Below are 17,619 nucleotides of genomic sequence, written 5' to 3'. Positions count from 1 at the left end.
AACACCATCTAACCAGAACCCGGGTGTGAGGCGGTGACGAAGTCGACCAGCTGTTCGACCGCCCCGATCAGCGGGGCTTCGAGGTCACGGAAACTGTCGACCGCCGAATAGACCCGACGCCAGCCGTCGCGCGGCGTGCCCCAGCCCAACTCCCGGCAGACCCCGGTCTTCCAGTCCTCACCGCGCGGGATCTTCGGCCATGCCTCGATCCCGACCGCGCTGGGACGCACCGCCTCCCACACGTCGATGAAGGGATGCCCCGTCACCAGCACATTCGGGCCGAGTCCCGTCGTCAGCTGTGTCTCCTTCGACCCGGTCACCAGATGGTCGACCAGAACGCCGACGCGCCGGCCGGGCCCGGGCCGGAACTCTGCCAGTCGTTCCGCGAGATTGTCCAAGCCCTCGAGATGCTCGACGACGACACCCTCGACGCGCAGGTCGTGGCCCCACACCCGCTCGACGAGTGCCGCGTCGTGGACACCCTCCACCCAGATCCGGCTGGCCAGCGCGGTGCGGGCCCGCAGCCCTTCGACTTTGGTCGATCCCGACGCCGACCTCGTTCGCGCGGGCCCGGCCGGCTTCGCCGCGGGGCGCACCAACGTGACCGGTTTCCCGTCGATCAGGAACGCGGCTTCCCGCATCGCGAACAACCTGGTACGCCGCGCTCCATCCTCGAGCCGGACGAAGTCGCCGTCGTAGGTTCGCTCGAACCCCACCACCGCCCCGCAGAACCCGGTGCCCGCGTCCTCGACCACCAGATCACGTTCGGCGGGCACCGTGGGCGTCACCGGCTTCCTGGTCCGCGGGTGTCCGGAAAAGATGTCGCCGTATCTGTCGCCTCCGCTCACGGGCGCTGACGCTATGCCAGAGGTGCCGTTACACACACCCCGCCACGCCGACATATGCTCGTTTATCGTGACTTCACCCAGCGCCACTCTCACCGTGTGGGCCAGTTCCTGGCTCGCCGGTAACAGTGCACCCGACGACGTCATCGACGCACTGCATGCGTGGGCGCCGATGCATCTGGTCTGCGCGGGTGACCATGTGACGGCCGGCCGCACCGGCCTGCCCTGGCCCGACCCGCAGGACCGGGGTGCCGCGGCGTTGTTGCAGACGATCCGCCGCGCCGTCTCCGAGCCGGACACCGAGATCCGGCTCGTTCTACCCGGCCCGGGCGACGTGCGCGGCATCCCCGCAGGAACCACCTTCGCGGCCGCAGCGGTCAGTGCCGGCGAAGGCATCCTCATCGGGCCTCAGGGCCGTTTCGGAACGGGTCTGGTACCCCAGGTGGAAGGACCCGACGTGCTGCGCTGGACTGTCTCCTGCCTCGAACAGCTCCCCGTCGACGCTCATCACACGGGTCTCGGGGAGGCCGAGTTCACCATGCGGGAAACGGTGCGCGACGCCGCGGCAGCGCTCGAAACCCTGCACATGCTCGATTCCGGCTTCGGCGCCGACCCGCGCGCCCTCATCGCGGATGCGTTGGCCGAGTCGGCGTTGCACCGGTACCCGGCCACCATCCCGGCGCGCGCCCTCCGAATCCTGGACTCCGCGGATCAGGTGGCGGCCATCCTCACCGTCGCCGAGCAGATGGCGCCGGCCCGAACCGTCACCGCATCGGCCGCAGCCTCCCTCGAGGACCTGCTTCGTCCACTGCGTTCCGCCGTGCGTTCGGCCCGCACCGCCGCAATCAATGCGTGTGCGCGGGACGCCCGGCCGGCCTGACCACGGCCTTGCAGCAGTCGACAGCACAGGACCTGCCGTCGGAAGTGGAACCGAGGAGCGGTTCGGTACCGAGACGCCGGGCCGGTCTACCGTCGAGGTGCTCGCCCAGCAGCTCCAGCACGAGTTCGGCGAAACGAGGATCCGTACCCGGAGTGGCCGCGCGCACGAAGTCGATACCCACGTCGGCCGCCTTCTCGCGGGCCTCGGTGTCGAGGTCCCACACGACCTCGAGATGGTCCGACACGAAACCCACGGGGCAATTGATGACCGAACGCACTCCCCGGGCTGCCAGAGCCTCGAGGTGATCACAGATATCCGGCTCGAGCCACGGCACCTGGGGTGGGCCGGACCGGGACTGCCACACCAGGTCGAAGTCACCGAAGCCGGCGGCGTGCGCGATCAGCCGTGCCGCCTCGGCCACCTGCCTGCTGTACAGATTGCCGCCCTCGTCGGGAGGGCCGGCGTTGGCATCCGCGGCGGCAGGTACCGAATGCGCCGTGAAGACCAGACGGGCGGCGGCGCGGGTTTCGGCCGGAAGCTGCGTGCTCACCTCCCGCACCGCGTCGGCGAACGCGTCGATCAGGAGGGGATGGTCGTAGTACTGGCGCAGTTTCACCAAGTGAGGTGCCGCGTCCCCGAAGGCGGCGCGCGCCCGTGCGATGTCCTCGTGATACTGACGGCAACCCGAATACCCGCCCCACGCCGACGTGGGAAACACCAATGCCGACCGGACACCGTCCGCGGCCATCTGCGCCACCGTGTCCTCGACCATCGGATGCCAGTTGCGGTTCCCGAAATAGACGGTCAGATCGACACCGGCTTCGGGCAGCGCCGCCTCGACCCGGGCGATGATGTCGCGATTGAGCGCGTTGATCGGCGACACACCGCCGAAGTGAAGGTAGTGCTCGGCCACCGCGTCGAGCCGCTCCGGCGGCACTCCCCTTCCCCGGGTCACATTCTCGAGGAAGGGGCGCACGTCCTCAGGCTTTTCGGGACCGCCGAACGACAACACGAGAAGGGCATCGAACTCTGTTTCCCGTTTCTGGACCATGGTGCCAATCCTGCGCGCTGCCGTCGGTGACCCTTACTGCGGGTCCTGCTATCCGGCCATCGCGTGGGCGCCGCCGTCGACGTAGATGATCGACGCCGTGGTGCCGGGCAGCCAGTCGGACAGGACAGTGCACACGGTCTTCGCGACCGGCTCCGGATCGTCGACGTTCCAGCCGATCGGCGCCCGCTCGGACCAGGCGGTGTTCAGCTTGTTCATCTCTTCGGCCGGTCCGGTGGCGGTGCCGGCGATCGCCTTGGCGGCGAGCGTCTTGATCGGTCCTGCGGCGACCAGGTTGGAGCGAATTCCGCGCTCGCCCACCTCCTTGGCCACATAGCGGTTGACCGACTCGAGCGTCGCCTTCGCCACACCCATCCAGTTGTAGAACGGCACGGCCCGCGCCGGGTCGAAATCCATGCCGACGATCGACGCGCCGTCGTTCAGCACAGGAAGCAGCGCCTTGGCCACCGACGCGTACGAGTAGGCGGACACCTCGAAAGCGACCCCGACGTCCGACCACGGTGCATCGAAGAACGGGCTGCCCAGGCAGGACCGCGGCGCAAAGGCGATGGAGTGCACCACACCGTCGATGCCCTCCGGGGCGAGTTCGCGAACCCGGTCGGCGAGCGACTCGAGGTGAGCGGGGTCCTGCACGTTCAGTTCGACGGCCGGCGGCACCGGCTGCGGCAGGCGCTGCGCGATGCGGTCGATCAACCGGAGACGGTCGAACCCGGTGATGATCACCTTCGCGCCCTGCTCCTGCGCCACCTTCGCCACGTGGAAGGCGATGGACGCGTCGGTGATGATGCCGGTGACGAGAATGGTCTTACCTTCGAGCAATCCGCCCATGAGGTGTCCTCCTGTAGGAAAAGTCCGGGAAGTGAAGTGGGTGGGTCAGTGACCCATGCCCAGGCCGCCGTCGACGGGGATGACCGCTCCGGACACGTAGGCCGAATCGTCGGATGCCAGGAAGCTGACCACCGCGGCCACGTCCTCCGGCTGGCCGACGCGCTGCAGCGGGATGGCCTGCACGGCCATGTCCCGGTACTTGTCCTCCATCGCTGCCGTCATGTCGGTGTCGATGAACCCCGGGGCGACCACGTTCGCGGTGATCGATCGAGAACCCAACTCGCGGGTGAGGGACCGCGCGATGCCGACCACACCGGCCTTCGAGGCCGCATAGTTCACCTGGCCGGGTCCGCCCGCGAGACCGACGACGGAACCCAGGAACACGAAACGGCCCCACCGCGCCCGCAGCATCGACCGGGTAGCCCGCTTGGCAACCCGGAACGCACCGGTGAGGTTGGCATCCACGACACTCGTGAACTGCTCCTCCGACATCCGCATGATGAGGGTGTCGTCGGTGATCCCCGCGTTCGCGACCAGTACCTCTACCGGACCCTGATGCTCCTCCACTTCCTTGAAGGCGCGATCGATCGACTCGGCGTCGGTGACATCGCACTGAACGGCGAAGAGCCCGTCGGGCGCACCCGAACCGCGGTGCGTGACGGCGACCTTGTGGCCGTCCGCCGCGAGACGCTGCGCGACGGCGAGACCGATCCCGCGGTTACCGCCGGTGACCAGCACCGAGCGAGGAGAGGACACCGTCCTTACCGACGAGTCAGTAGATTCTGGGTTAGACATGGAGAACAACCTATCTGTTCGAAATCGCTGGAAGAAAACGCCGGTCCGAATGGAACGTCAGGGCAGGCGTTGACGCAGAACAAGTGCAAGGATCAGCCCGGCGGTCGCCGACAGGACCCCGAGCACCAGCCAGGGCCGGCTGGCATCGCCACGGGTGGTCTCGAATCCGATCTGTTCCTCGAGGGTGTCGTAGACGTCACGCAACTCCTCGAGGCTGGACGCGGTGAAGAAGCTTCCGCCGGACAGGGAAGCGATCTCCCGCAAAGAGGGGTCGTCGACCGGCACCGGAATCCGCTCGTCCTCGATCTCGACCTTGCCGTAGCTCGTCCCGAAGGAGATGGTCGAAATCGGCACGTCCTTCTCCTTGGCCTGGCGTGCCGCAGTGAAACCGCCGCGGGGATCGTCCGGATTCTCGGGCACCGTCTGCTTACCGTCCGACAGCAGCACGATGCGGGCCGGCGGGGCCTGATCGCTGCCGCCGAGCACCGCTGCCAACGTCTCGATCGACTGCAGCGACGTGAAGATCGCCTCCCCCGTCGCGGTGCGCTCACTCAACTGCAGATTGTCGATGGCAACCTTCGTCGCTTCCCGATTGGTCGTCGGCGAGACGAGCACCGACGCCGTACCCGCGAAGGCAACGAGACCCAGGTTGATGCCCGGGGTCAGGCCGTCGGCGAACGACTTCGCCGCATCCTGGGCCGCGGCCAACCGGGTCGGTTCCACATCGGTTGCCTTCATCGAGAGCGAGACGTCGATGACGAGAATCACGGTGGCCCGGTTACGCGGAACCCGCTTGTCCTCGGTGGGTCCGGCGAGCGCGACGCTGAAGAACACCAGCGCCAGCACCATCAGCAACGCCGGAATGTGGCGAATGCGGCCGGGTCTGGACGGAGCCACCTTCTCGAGCAAGGCAAAGTTCGTGAACCGCAGGGTGTGCTTGTGCCGTTGCCGCTGCACCCACACATACCCGGCCACCAACGCAGCCACGACGAGGAGGAAGAGCAGCCACCACGGCGAGGTGAATTGAGAAAGGCTCACCGGCGAGCCCTCTGCGTCGTCGCGGTTCCGAAACTGTGCTTACGCGCCGAGACGAACCGGACGACGTCCGCGATCCAGTCCCGGTCCGTCCGCAGACTGAGCACCGGTGCGCCGCAACGTCGCAACGATTGCTGCACCTGCAGGCGATGTCCTTCCGCAGCCCGCGCGAAATCGGCGCGGAGCTGCGGTGTGATCGAGAATTCGCGGGTCCGTCCGGACTCCGGATCGTGCAGCACTACATCCCCTATGTCGGGTAGTTCCAGATCTCTCGGATCGAGCACCTCCACGCCGAGGACGTCATGGCGGCCCGAGATTGCCCGCAGTGACCGTTCCCAGTCGATCGGCCCCAGAAAGTCGCTGATGACGACGGCGAGGCCCCGGCGCCGCTGAGGCCGGCGCAGCGACTCCACCGCGCTCTGCAAGTCGCCCCGGACACCATCCGGGGCGTGCGGGGTGGTCGCGATCTGCCGCAGCATGGCCTGGGCGTGAATGCGGCCACCGCGTGCAGGAATGCGGGTGGTCTGCGCACCGGTGGCCACGATGGCACCGACCCGGTTGCCCCCACCACTGGTCAAGTGGGTGACAGCCGCCGCAGCTGCCACGACGAGGTCCCGTTTCTCGCACCCGGCCGTGCCGAAGTCGAGGCTCGAGGATAGGTCGATCACCATCCACGTCTCGAGTTCCCGGTCGGCCACCGACTGGCGAACATGCGGATGCGTGGTCCGCGCGGTGACCGACCAGTCCATCTGGCGGACGTCGTCGCCGGGCTGGTATTCGCGGGCATCACCCGGTTCGGAGCCCGGGCCGGGAATCAGACCGAGATGATCCCCGTGCAGCACCCCGTCGAGGCGTCGACGAACGGTGAGCTCCAAGGTTCGCAGCGCGGCGGACAGTTTCGGGTCACGCAGCTCGCCGGAACGAAAGGACGGCGGTGGACCGGCGCTCTGCGCACCCGCAGTACGCGCACTCACCGTGGCTGGCTCATTGCCGTCGGTCCGGGCACCGACGCAACCGGACCGGGTCCGGGATGCCCGGCCGGAGCGACCTGCGCAGTGGGCTGAGCGGCGATCTGCGGGAGCCCTACGGTCTGCAGAACCCGTGAGATGACGTCGTCCGGGGACACCTCGTCCGCCAGGGCGTCGTAGGACAGAACGAGGCGGTGACGCAGCACGTCCGGAATGACCTCCAAAACGTCCTGCGGCACGACGTAGTCACGCCCCCGCAGAAGTGCCAGTGCGCGCGCCGACGAGATGATGCCGAGAGTGGCACGCGGCGACGCTCCATACGCGATCCAGCCGTCGACATCGGCGAGGCCGAACTGTGCCGGGGTACGGGTGGCCGCGATCACCCGGACGACGTAGTCGACGAGCGCATGATGCACGAACACACCACTGGCCACCTTCTGCAGACGGACCAATTCCTCGGGATCGAGGACCTGTTGCGGCTCCGGCGCCGCGACACCCATGCGGTAGACGATTTCGCGCTCCTCCTCCACCGAGGGGTAGTCGACGAGAATCTTGAAGAGGAACCGGTCGCGCTGCGCCTCCGGCAGCGGATAGACACCCTCGTTCTCGATCGGGTTCTGGGTGGCCATCACCAGGAATGGGTCCGGCATGTGGTACCGCTTGCCACCGATCGAGACGTGCCGCTCCGCCATGACCTCGAGAAGGGCCGACTGCACCTTCGCGGGCGCCCGGTTGATCTCGTCGGCGAGTACGAAATTGGCGACGACCGGACCGAGTTCGGTGTCGAACTCCTCCCGGCCCTGCCGGTAGATGCGCGTACCGATGAGGTCGGTGGGCACGAGATCGGGCGTGAACTGGACGCGCGAGAAGGAACCGCCGACCACCTTCGCGAACGTCTCGACGGCGAGCGTCTTCGCGACTCCCGGCACACCTTCGAGGAGCACGTGCCCCTTGGCGAGCAGACCGACGAGGATCCGCTCCACCAACCGGTCCTGACCCACGATCACCCGCTTGACCTCGTAGATCGCGCGTTCCAACGTCTGAACGTCCGCGGCGAGGCTGGGCGCGACGGCGTTTGCCGCAGTCTTCGGGGCGGCGTTCTGCACGGATGCACTCGCCGCGCTGGGAGCGGTCTGAGGGCCCGACCCATTGGCCGTGCCACCATTCTTTACTCCGTCCGGCGACGCTTTCGCGAGCGTCTCCTTCCGGGCTGCGCCCTCCGATACCGCATCATCACGTGAGGTCACCAAGAATCCACCGCTTTCACCTAGATCGTTCCGCCCGTTCACGTACTTGCTCAACTATTCCAGGTGCAAGCAACCCCCGCCGCAACCAAGCACGATCCGCACTGCGAACTACTTCGTCGACACCATGGCTTACGAGACCATACGCACAGCGTAGGGGGTCATGCCATCCCACCGCACGGGCGAAATCCGGACGGTGGATCCGGACTGCGGAGCCTCGAGCATTTCGTTGTCACCGAGGTACAGGGCGACGTGCTGACTGGCGTTGGGGCCGTAGAAGATCATGTCGCCGCGCTGCATCTCCTCCGAGGGCACCTGTTCACCGGCCGTGTACTGGTAACCCGTGTAGTGCGGCAATGAAATCCCGATGCCCGCGAATGCATAGATCATCAGACCCGAGCAGTCGAAACCCACCTTGTTGAAATCGCCGTAACTGTCGGCGACACCCCCGTCGCGAATGCCTTTGGTGGGCCCGTTCTCGTCGCCGCCCCCCCACGCGTACTCGACACCGATCTGGGAAAGCCCCCGGTCGATCACCGTCTCGATCGCGGCGCTGCCGGTAAGGCCGGAGCCACTGTTCGAGGACTCGCTGTCGGACTCGTCAGTCGTGGTCTCTTCGTCGTACTCGCCAGTCGACGTCTCGTCGTCGGCGGAGTAGTCCTCGCCCTCCTCGGTCGAGTCCTCCTCGATGGCGGTATGCGCCCGCTGACCGGCGGCGAGGGCCGCTGCGCGTTCGCGCGCCGCTTCGTTGGCCGCCACCCGGGCGGCGGCCTGCGCGGCCGCCTCACGGGCCGCCGCGGCGACAGCTGCCCTCTGAGCTTCCTCGGCCCGCCGCTGCTCGTCCCACGCCGCGTAGGCCTCACGCTGGCCTTGCAGTCCTGCGACGCTGCCGCGAGCCGCTTCCAACTGGGCCTGTGCGGATGCTCGTTCGCTTTCGATCTGCGCCTTCTTGGCTGCCTGATCTTGCAAGGCCGCCCGGGCGATGGCGATGGCCTGCTCGGCAAGTGACTTCTTCGCCTCGGCCTGCTCGGCTGCGACATCCGCCTGCTGCTTCGCCTCGCGGGCCGAGGAGTCCCTGTTCGCCTGCTCCGTCCGCGCCCTCTGCAGTCCTTCGAGTACGGCGTTCTGGCTCGCTGCCAGAAGCTTCAACACCTGTGCTCGGTCCAGTACGTCGCCGGGTCCCTTCGCTCCGAGATAGGTCGAGATCGACGAGACGTTGGTGCCCTGGGTGTAGCTCGACCGGGCGTACTTGTCGAAGTCCTTCTGGGCGAGTTCGATCTGCGCGCCCGCGTCGCGCAGTGCCTGCTGTGACGCCCCGACGACCCGCGCCGCAAGGTCGGCGGCACCGCGCGCGTTCTGTAGATCCACCAGAGCGCGATTGACGTCTTCCCGTTTGATCGCCACCTCGTTGTCGAGCTGGGCGAGTTGCTGGTCGGCAGAAGCCACCCGATTGATGAGATCGCTCACCTGCCCGACGCCCGCGGCTACTCGGGCGCCGGCCTGAGCGAGGTCGGAATCGGACGGATTGGGCGGCGGAGGGGGAACCGCGGCCGCCAAGCCCGGAGTGCTTCCCACCAGCGCCGCGACGATGCCCAGCCCGATGATGAGGCGTACAGCTCGATGTCGCCTGCGGGAGAAGCCACGGTGCCCCAGTCCACCTCGTGCTTGTCGCTTCACAACTCTCTCCCTCGGTTCTGCACCGACCACGCAACCGCGCTTCACGCGAAGTGGCGCGCCGCGCCGTGCTCGTTGGGGGGAAGGAGATCCGGCAAGCCACATCGTTTCCGTGACTCGGACGACACCGATCGACACAAAAATTGCCGTCACCAATGACGTCAATGCACCGCCTGCGACACTTCTTCCCCAAGAGCGCCAAATGCACCGTACGACACTTGCGGACTCTATGGAAACTTTAGTCACAAATAACACATGGGTAATTTGACCAGCGGAAATGTGGGAAGAACACGATCGGGGACCGCTGTCGGCCATCGGTGCAGGCAGAGACGATCGAGGCCGCAGCGGATCGAATGCGCCGCCGGGAACAGGTGAATCTATGCGTCGGTCACGGTTTCGGATGCTCGACAGGTGCGGACGTCGACGCGGCGGCGCCACTTCCGTCCCCCGGCGCGGCGTCCGGGGAGGCGCGCCGGCGTGACTTCGCATAGAACGTCGCTGCCGCGGCGACAGCGACAACGGCCACGATCAATGCCGTCATCAGCGCCCACGGGGGTCCGGGCGCGACGATCTCGTCCACGAACTGATCCGCCGCCACCACCGAATCGCTGGTATAGGTGCGGTCCTGGCCTGATTCGAGCAAGACCCGGCTGATCGAGTCGCTGTACGTTCCGACCCAGCTAGGACTCAGAACGAGAACGGTGCCGCCTTCTTCCTGACCGACCTCGGTCGCGAGGTCGCGTAGTTGCGAGACGCGTTCCGGATCCTCGTCCAGAACCACGATGCTCAGCTCGATGCCGTGATCGGCGGCACGATCGACGACAGCGACGAGGTCGCTCACTTCGTCGGCCGGCGCCGAGACACCGTCATCGGACACATCGGTGACCACGGCCGCCACATCGAGGTCTTCCGGAAGATCCGTCGACAACGGCAGAGCCGTCGGGGCGGGAAATGCGGCACTGGAGGGAAGCACGGTGGCGACTGGGGCAGACATCTCTCATCCGGGTTTGCTGTAGGAACGTGGAGCCTCGCGTGAACACTACGTGAGGACAGGGCGATGTTTCGTTCCATCCGGCTGCACGGCTCGGCGGTGTCTGCTGAGATCGGGAGGTGACGGGAGTTTCCCGCCCCGAATTCTCACAGGACAAGCGTACTGTTAGACTATCGGAGGCACCGCGGTATCAGCCGAGTCCGTTCATCGCTAGCACCACAGCGCGCCCGGATCAGCCTGCCCGCAGTGCCTCCAGCCGTCGACACAGCCCCGTCGGCGGCGACCCTCATAGACGAGTGGAGCTGACGTGAGCACGAGTATTGATTCGTTCGGCGCCAAAGGCACCCTCGAGGTCGGTGAGAACTCCTACGAGATCTTCCGCCTCTCGGCCGTGCCCGGTACCGAAAAACTTCCCTATGCACTGAAGGTTCTCGCCGAGAACCTGCTTCGTACCGAAGACGGCGCGAACATCACCGCCGACCACATCCGCGCCATCGCGAGCTGGGACCCGTCGGCTGAGCCGAACGTCGAGATCCAGTTCACGCCTGCCCGCGTGATCATGCAGGACTTCACCGGCGTTCCCTGCATCGTGGACCTCGCCACCATGCGCGAAGCGGTCACCGCACTCGGCGGCGACCCCGACAAGGTGAACCCCCTCGCGCCCGCCGAGATGGTCATCGACCACTCGGTCATCATCGACGTCGCAGGCCGCGCCGACGCCTTCGAGCGCAACGTCGACATCGAATACCAGCGCAACGGTGAGCGCTACCAGTTCCTGCGCTGGGGTCAGGGCGCATTCGACGACTTCAAGGTCGTCCCCCCGGGAACGGGCATCGTCCACCAGGTCAACATCGAGCACCTGGCACGCACCGTCATGGTCCGGAACGGCCAGGCGTACCCCGACACCTGCGTCGGCACCGACTCGCACACCACCATGGTCAACGGCCTGGGCGTGCTGGGCTGGGGCGTCGGCGGCATCGAGGCCGAGGCTGCCATGCTGGGCCAGCCCGTGTCGATGCTGATCCCGCGCGTCGTCGGCTTCAAGCTGACCGGTGAGATCAAGCCGGGCGTCACCGCCACCGACGTGGTCCTCACTGTCACCGACATGCTGCGCAAGCACGGCGTCGTCGGCAAGTTCGTCGAGTTCTACGGCAAGGGTGTGGCCGAGGTTCCCCTCGCCAACCGCGCAACTCTGGGCAACATGAGCCCCGAGTTCGGTTCCACCGCCGCGATCTTCCCGATCGACGCCGAGACCGTCAGCTACCTCCGTCTCACCGGCCGCACCGACGAGCAGCTCGCGCTCGTCGAGGCCTACGCCAAGGAACAGGGCCTGTGGCACGACGCCGACCGTGAGCCCGAGTACTCCGAGTACATCGAACTCGACCTCGGTGACGTGGTCCCGTCCATCGCCGGCCCGAAGCGCCCGCAGGACCGGATCCTGCTGTCGGAGTCGAAGACTGCGTTCCGCAAGGACATCCACAACTACGTGGAAGAGAACTACCCCACGGGCCACTCGCAGCTCGACGAGGCCGTCGAGGAGTCGTTCCCCGCGAGCGACCCCGCCGCCCTGTCGTTTGCCGACGACGGTGCCGTCGACGTGCAATCCGCAGCCAACGGGTCCGAGGGACGCCCGAGCAAGCCGATCAAGGTCGTCTCCGAGGAGAAGGGCGAATTCGTCCTCGACCACGGCGCCGTCGTGATCGCCTCGATCACCTCGTGCACCAACACCTCCAACCCGTCGGTCATGCTCGGTGCGGCACTGCTCGCCCGCAACGCCGTCGAGAAGGGGCTGTCCGCCAAGCCATGGGTCAAGACGTCCATGGCCCCCGGTTCGCAGGTCGTCACCGACTACTACAACAAGTCGGGCCTGTGGCCGTACCTCGAGAAGCTCGGCTTCTTCCTGGTCGGTTACGGCTGCGCCACCTGCATCGGTAACTCCGGACCGCTCGACGAGCAGATCTCGCAGGCGATCCAGGACAACGACCTCACCGCCACCGCGGTGCTGTCCGGTAACCGCAACTTCGAGGGACGCATCTCCCCCGACGTGAAGATGAACTACCTCGCGTCTCCCCCGCTGGTCATCGCCTACGCGCTGGCAGGCACCATGGACTTCGACTTCGAGCACGACGCCCTCGGTCAGGACACCGACGGCAACGACGTGTTCCTGAAGGACATCTGGCCCTCCCCTCAGGAGATCCAGGAGACGATCAACTCTTCGATCAGCCAGGAGATGTACGTCAAGGGTTACGCCGACGTCTTCAAGGGTGACGAGCGCTGGCGTGGTCTGCCCACCCCCGAGGGCAAGACCTTCGAGTGGGCTGAGGATTCCACCTACGTGCGGAAGCCACCGTACTTCGACGGAATGCCGAAGGAGCCCACCCCGGTCAGCGACATCAAGGGCGCCCGCGTCCTAGCGTTCCTGGGCGACTCGGTCACCACGGACCACATCTCCCCTGCCGGAAACATCAAGGCGGGAACGCCGGCGTCGCAGTACCTCGACGCGAACGGCATCGACCGTAAGGACTACAACTCCTACGGCTCGCGTCGCGGCAACCACGAGGTCATGATCCGCGGAACGTTCGCGAACATCCGTCTGCGCAACCAGCTCCTCGACGACGTCTCTGGTGGCTACACCCGCGACTTCACCCAGGACGGTGGACCCCAGGCCTTCATCTACGACGCGTCGCAGAACTACCAGGCCGCGGGTATCCCACTCGTCGTCCTGGGCGGCAAGGAGTATGGTTCCGGATCGTCCCGTGACTGGGCGGCCAAGGGCACCAGCCTCCTCGGCGTCAAGGCCGTCATCACCGAGTCGTTCGAGCGCATCCACCGCTCCAACCTCATCGGCATGGGCGTCGTTCCGCTGCAGTTCCCGGCCGGCGAGTCCGCCGCGTCGCTGAAGCTGAACGGCACCGAGGTCTTCGACATCGAAGGCGTCGAGAAGCTCAACGAGGGTGTCACGCCGAAGACCGTCAAGGTCACGGCAACCCGTGAGAACGGCGAAAAGGTCGTCTTCGACGCTGTCGTTCGTATCGACACCCCCGGTGAGGCCGACTACTACCGCAACGGCGGCATCCTGCAGTACGTGCTCCGCAACATGATCAAGAGCTGAGTCGCACTAGGCGCTCCGCGCCTGTGAGCACTTTCGGCCCAGACAGGCACAAAGCGCTCACGACCACCGATAGTCGACCGTCTCGCCGACGGAGTGGTCGTGAGCGCTTTGCGCACGACGTGAGTTACCGCGCTCACGGCCGAAAGTGCTCACAGGCACCCAAACGAAGGAAGGGTGCCTGTGCCCAAGGTCAGTGAAGACCATCTCGCGGCACGGCGCAGTCAGATTCTGGACGGCGCCCGCCGATGCTTTGCGGAATACGGATACGACGGTGCCACGGTCCGCAGACTCGAAGAAGTGACCGGCCTGTCGCGCGGAGCGATCTTCCACCACTTCAAGGACAAGGACGGATTGTTCCTCGCGCTCGCACACGAGGACGCAACGAGAATGGCCGACGTCGTCGCGCAAGAGGGCCTCGTTCAGGTCATGCGCGACATGCTCGCGCAACCCGACCAGTTCGACTGGCTCGGCACCCGGCTCGAGATCGCCCGCCGCCTACGCAACGACGCCGATTTCCGCCGAAGCTGGTCACAGCGCTCAGCTGAACTGACCGAGGCCACGATGGCGCGCCTCGCACGGCAGAAGTCCGCCGGACGTCTGCGTGACGACGTGCCCACCGACGTCTTGATCGGATATCTGGATCTCGTTCTCGACGGACTGGTCGCACGAATCGCGTCGGGACAGGCAGGCGACAATCTCTCCGCCGTCCTCGACCTCGTCGAGGAATCGGTCCGGCGCCGGGACTGAACCCCGGGGAACCCTCAGGTCGGGCGGCGGTGCGCTCCACCCCTCCCCCGAAGCTCTACATGCGACTCGGCGAGCATGTTCCGTACAAACCCGTAGGAACGTCCCATCTCCCGGGCGAGCGAACGAATACTCGCACCGGCCTGGTACCGATCCTTCAACTCCGCCTGCAAATCGGCGCGGGGCGACCCCGTGATGCGAGCACTCTTGGCGAAAACACCGATGTCAGCCATGAATTCCTCCAGTCGACGAGCGACGGTGGTGGCTTCCACGGTAGAACGTCGCCGCGACGGGATCAACGCACGTCAGGCGAGCTGGATCAGTTCCAGATACTCCTGAGACCAGTGATCTTCGGTGCCGTCCGGTAGCAGGATGACCCGTTCCGGGTCGAGCGCCTCCGCCGCACCCGGGTCGTGTGTCACCAGCACCACAGCGCCCGTATAGCTGCGGAGGGCATCCAGAACCTGTTCGCGCGATACCGGATCGAGGTTGTTGGTGGGTTCGTCGAGCAGCAGCACGTTGGCCGACGACGACACCAGACCCGCCAACGCGAGACGGGTCTTCTCACCACCGGACAACGTGCCGGCGGGCTGCTCGAGCTGCGGACCGGTGAACATGAACGCACCGAGCAGCGAACGCAGCTCCTGCTCCCCCGTGTCGGGCGCCGCGTGGCGGATGTTCTCCCACACCGAGGCGTTGTCGTCGAGTGTGTCGTGCTCCTGCGCGAAATACCCGATCTTCAATCCGTGCCCGGGGACGAGACCGCCGGCGTCCGGCGTCTCGACGCCACCCAGAATGCGCAGCAACGTGGTCTTACCGGCACCGTTGAGGCCCAGGACCACCACGCGGGAGCCCCGGTCGATTGCGAGATCCACTCCGGTGAAAATCTCGAGGGAACCGTAGACCTTGGTCAGGTTCTCCGCCATCAACGGCGTCTTCCCGCAGGCAGCGGGTTCGGGGAACCGAATGCGAGCAACCTTGTCGGAAACCCGTTCGGCATCGAGCTCGGACATCATCTTGTCGGCGCGCTTCGCCATGTTCTGCGCAGCAACGGCCTTCGTGGCCTTCGCGCCCAGCTTCGCGGCCTGAGCGCGCAGGGCACCGGCCTTCTTCTCGGCATTGGCCCGCTCGCGGCGTCGGCGCTGCTCGTCCGTGGCCCGCGCGTCGAGATACTTCTTCCAGGTCATGTTGTAGACATCTGCCTCACCGCGCACGGCGTCGAGAAACCACACCCGGTTGACGACGTCGTTGAGCAGTTCGACATCGTGGCTGATCACGATCAGTCCACCCTCGTGGCTCTGCAGGAACCCGCGCAGCCACGTGATGGAATCGGCGTCCAGGTGGTTGGTCGGCTCGTCAAGCAGAAGCGTCGTGTCCGACCGTCCGCCGCTGCCGTCCGAGGCCGCGAACAGAATCCGGGCCAACTCGACACGGCGGCGCTGCCCGCCCGACAAGGTGTGCAACTGCTGGCCGAGGATGCGGTCGGCGAGACCGAGACTGTTGCAGATACGCGCCGCTTCACTCTCCGCTTCGTATCCGCCCAGCGCGGAGAACCGTTCCTCGAGATTCCCGTACTTGCGTACAGCTTTGTCCCGTTCGGCGTCGTCGACCACTTCGGCCATCAGAATCTGCTGCTTCTCCATGTCACGCAGCAACGCATCGAGGCCCCGCGCCGACAGAACGCGATCTTTCGCGAGAACGTCGAGATCGCCCTCCTTGGGATCCTGCGGGAGGTAACCGAGGTCGCCGGTCCGGACGACGGAACCGGCGTAGGGTTCCCCCTCCCCGGCCAGGATGCGAAGCGTCGTCGTCTTACCGGCACCGTTACGGCCGACCAGACCGATCCGGTCGCCGGGCTGCACCCGCAAGGCCGGCCCGGGCGCAGACAGCAACGTCCGCACTCCGGCTCGAACTTCCAGGTCGGTAGCGGTGATCAACAAGACTCCTAGGAAAAGCTCAAATTTCGATGAGAGAAACGCGCACAGAACGCACGAACCCCCGATTTTACCTCGAGCTTCGATCCAGCTAGAACACGCCTACCAGTGATTCCGCTAACGTTCGCCCATGACAACGGACACAGGAGTGAACTCCTCGAAGGATCTACCCGGACTCACCGCCCTCGTGACGGGCGCGAGCCGGGGAATCGGCAAGGCGATCGCGGCGGAGCTGCTCGGCCGCGGCGCCGACGTCGTGATCACCGCCCGCAAACCGGAACCGCTGGAGGGACGCAGCTCGGGAACTGCGGACACTGGGTCCCACCGGCAGGGTCGCTATCTACCCGGGCAACGCAGGCGACGCCGCAGCGCGCACCGAAGCCGTTGCGCTTGCAGTCGAACAATTCGGCTCACTCGACATCCTCGTCAACACCGGCATCAATCCCGTGTTCGGCTCGCTCATGGACGCCGACCTCGACGCCGTCCGCAAGATCTTCGACATCAACGTGGTAGCCGCGCTCGGCTACGTGCAGGAAGCTCACCGCGCCTGGATGGGCCGGCACGGCGGCGCCATCGTCAATCTCGCCAGCGTCGCGGGCATGCGATCCACCGGCGTAATCGCTGCGTATGGCGCGTCCAAGGCTGCGCTCATCCGGCTCACCGAAGAACTCGCGTGGCAACTCGGACCCGATATCCGCGTAAACGCCGTGGCGCCGGGAATCGTCAAGACGCAATTCGCCGCCGCACTCGTCGCCGCGGGCGAAGAGCAGGTATCCGCCGGCTATCCGATGAAGCGGCTCGGCACACCGAAGACGTCGCGACCCTCGTAGCATTTCTCGTCTCACCTGCCGCCACCTGGATCACCGGCGAAACCGTCCGCGTCGACGGCGGTCTCCTCGCTACCGGCTCGATGTAGCCCATCAGATCGGTGCCGGTGCATCTCCCCCAGGACGGCAGCATTCCGTCGGGCCGCACGGCGTAGGCCGACGTACTCCCAACTTTCCGAGTGCAGATCGACTCCGCCGAGCGGACAGACCTGGGCGGCTGTTGTTTGCTGATGCTGGCGGTGGTACGTCGAGTCGGCAACGGGGGTTCTGAGGGTGATGACGATGTTTCAGGAATAGCGGGCCGTGGTATCGATTCGGGATATTAGGGTGTTCCGTCCCGTTCCGAGTCGTATGGCGGATTCCGCCGAGTTATCTCCGCAGGAATGCCGTCTTGCGCTCGCCGTGCCGACGCCCGGTAAGCGCAAGAGGTCCGCTATCGCGGCGGCGCGACTACTACACTGCCGACTCCCCTACCCCGCCGGCAATGCAGCGCGTGAGGCCTTCGGCCTCCCCATTCAGGTTCGGCACTGGCAGCGGCGTTTCGGACCGGCGATGTACGTGGGGTGCGGTGATGCTGGAAGGGTGCCACTACTGCCCCGCATCTATACCGCACAACTGCCTGAATTCGGTTAATAGTGCGGTTCCGTCCTGGTCGGACTCGGAAGCACCTCTA

Annotated in this window: 14 protein-coding genes and 1 pseudogene; 4 read left to right on the top strand and 11 right to left on the bottom strand. The window is 66.1% G+C overall.

All coding sequences use genetic code 11. From position 1 onward, the window contains the following. Positions 1 to 8 precede the first annotated feature (8 nt). Positions 9 to 848, bottom strand: a complete 840-nt coding sequence (locus HYG77_RS31060) for a DUF3097 domain-containing protein (protein WP_109335124.1) — start codon at positions 846 to 848, stop codon at positions 9 to 11. Between the two features lie 67 nt (positions 849 to 915). On the opposite strand from HYG77_RS31060, the gene HYG77_RS31055 reads away from it, so the two are divergent. Next, positions 916 to 1,725 (top strand): hypothetical protein, encoded by an 810-nt coding sequence (locus HYG77_RS31055; protein ID WP_208961503.1) that lies wholly within the window; start codon positions 916 to 918, stop codon positions 1,723 to 1,725. On the opposite strand, the gene HYG77_RS31050 is transcribed toward HYG77_RS31055, so the two are convergent. The 8 genes from HYG77_RS31050 to HYG77_RS31015 form a co-directional block, all read right to left on the bottom strand. Further along, on the bottom strand, positions 1,691 to 2,776 hold the full coding sequence (locus tag HYG77_RS31050) for a ferrochelatase (protein ID WP_208961502.1): 1,086 nt from the start codon (positions 2,774 to 2,776) through the stop codon (positions 1,691 to 1,693). The genes HYG77_RS31055 and HYG77_RS31050 overlap by 35 nt on opposite strands. 48 nt (positions 2,777 to 2,824) lie before the next feature. Beyond that, the gene (gene inhA / locus HYG77_RS31045; RefSeq protein WP_109330181.1) at positions 2,825 to 3,622 is read right to left on the bottom strand and encodes an NADH-dependent enoyl-ACP reductase InhA; all 798 of its coding nucleotides are present in this window, start codon (positions 3,620 to 3,622) and stop codon (positions 2,825 to 2,827) included. Positions 3,623 to 3,667: 45 nt separating this feature from the next. Continuing rightward, positions 3,668 to 4,417, bottom strand: coding sequence for a 3-oxoacyl-ACP reductase FabG1 (fabG1, locus tag HYG77_RS31040; protein WP_109330183.1), 750 nt, complete (start codon positions 4,415 to 4,417; stop codon positions 3,668 to 3,670). A 57-nt stretch (positions 4,418 to 4,474) separates the two neighbouring features. After that, complete coding sequence (locus tag HYG77_RS31035) at positions 4,475 to 5,455, bottom strand: VWA domain-containing protein (protein WP_109330185.1); 981 nt, start codon at positions 5,453 to 5,455, stop codon at positions 4,475 to 4,477. Next, positions 5,452 to 6,426, bottom strand: a complete 975-nt coding sequence (locus HYG77_RS31030) for a DUF58 domain-containing protein (RefSeq protein WP_208961501.1) — start codon at positions 6,424 to 6,426, stop codon at positions 5,452 to 5,454. The genes HYG77_RS31035 and HYG77_RS31030 overlap by 4 nt, the downstream gene beginning before the upstream one ends. Beyond that, positions 6,423 to 7,667, bottom strand: a complete 1,245-nt coding sequence (locus HYG77_RS31025; RefSeq protein ID WP_109335125.1) for a MoxR family ATPase — start codon at positions 7,665 to 7,667, stop codon at positions 6,423 to 6,425. The genes HYG77_RS31030 and HYG77_RS31025 overlap by 4 nt, the downstream gene beginning before the upstream one ends. 129 nt (positions 7,668 to 7,796) lie before the next feature. Further along, positions 7,797 to 9,317 (bottom strand): NlpC/P60 family protein, encoded by a 1,521-nt coding sequence (locus HYG77_RS31020; RefSeq protein ID WP_244461397.1) that lies wholly within the window; start codon positions 9,315 to 9,317, stop codon positions 7,797 to 7,799. Between the two features lie 409 nt (positions 9,318 to 9,726). After that, a complete protein-coding gene (locus tag HYG77_RS31015; RefSeq protein ID WP_230989854.1) occupies positions 9,727 to 10,332 on the bottom strand; it encodes a DUF6676 family protein in 606 nt (201 codons plus the stop codon). 304 nt (positions 10,333 to 10,636) lie between these two features. On the opposite strand from HYG77_RS31015, the gene acnA reads away from it, so the two are divergent. Then, complete coding sequence (acnA, locus tag HYG77_RS31010) at positions 10,637 to 13,441, top strand: aconitate hydratase AcnA (protein ID WP_109330191.1); 2,805 nt, start codon at positions 10,637 to 10,639, stop codon at positions 13,439 to 13,441. A gap of 180 nt (positions 13,442 to 13,621) precedes the next feature. Then, positions 13,622 to 14,188: a TetR/AcrR family transcriptional regulator gene (locus tag HYG77_RS31005; protein ID WP_109330192.1), complete on the top strand. Its 567-nt coding sequence runs from the start codon at positions 13,622 to 13,624 to the stop codon at positions 14,186 to 14,188. A gap of 14 nt (positions 14,189 to 14,202) precedes the next feature. Here the strand turns inward: HYG77_RS31005 and HYG77_RS31000 are convergent, their stop codons facing one another. Together HYG77_RS31000 and HYG77_RS30995 are read right to left on the bottom strand one after the other, a co-directional pair. After that, on the bottom strand, positions 14,203 to 14,418 hold the full coding sequence (locus tag HYG77_RS31000; RefSeq protein ID WP_109335127.1) for a helix-turn-helix domain-containing protein: 216 nt from the start codon (positions 14,416 to 14,418) through the stop codon (positions 14,203 to 14,205). A 72-nt stretch (positions 14,419 to 14,490) separates the two neighbouring features. After that, positions 14,491 to 16,122 carry an ABC-F family ATP-binding cassette domain-containing protein gene (locus HYG77_RS30995; RefSeq protein ID WP_109335128.1) on the bottom strand — a complete coding sequence of 544 codons (1,632 nt, stop codon included), beginning with the start codon at positions 16,120 to 16,122 and terminating at the stop codon, positions 14,491 to 14,493. 127 nt (positions 16,123 to 16,249) lie between these two features. Here HYG77_RS30995 and HYG77_RS30990 point away from each other — a divergent pair. Continuing rightward, positions 16,250 to 17,035 (top strand): annotated as a pseudogene (locus tag HYG77_RS30990) (SDR family oxidoreductase). Positions 17,036 to 17,619 lie beyond the last annotated feature (584 nt).

The organism is Rhodococcus sp. ZPP (genome assembly GCF_017656075.1).
Lineage (GTDB): Bacteria > Actinomycetota > Actinomycetes > Mycobacteriales > Mycobacteriaceae > Rhodococcus_F > Rhodococcus_F oxybenzonivorans.
This window is presented reverse-complemented; position numbering and strand designations above follow the sequence as displayed.

Coding starts and splice junctions, on each gene's coding strand:
- inhA (WP_109330181.1), bottom strand. CDS start 3,622: ATGGGCGGATTGCTCGAAGGTAAGACCATTCTCGTCACCGGCATCATC.
- fabG1 (WP_109330183.1), bottom strand. CDS start 4,417: ATGTCTAACCCAGAATCTACTGACTCGTCGGTAAGGACGGTGTCCTCT.
- HYG77_RS31015 (WP_230989854.1), bottom strand. CDS start 10,332: ATGTCTGCCCCAGTCGCCACCGTGCTTCCCTCCAGTGCCGCATTTCCC.
- HYG77_RS31050 (WP_208961502.1), bottom strand. CDS start 2,776: ATGGTCCAGAAACGGGAAACAGAGTTCGATGCCCTTCTCGTGTTGTCG.
- HYG77_RS31000 (WP_109335127.1), bottom strand. CDS start 14,418: ATGGCTGACATCGGTGTTTTCGCCAAGAGTGCTCGCATCACGGGGTCG.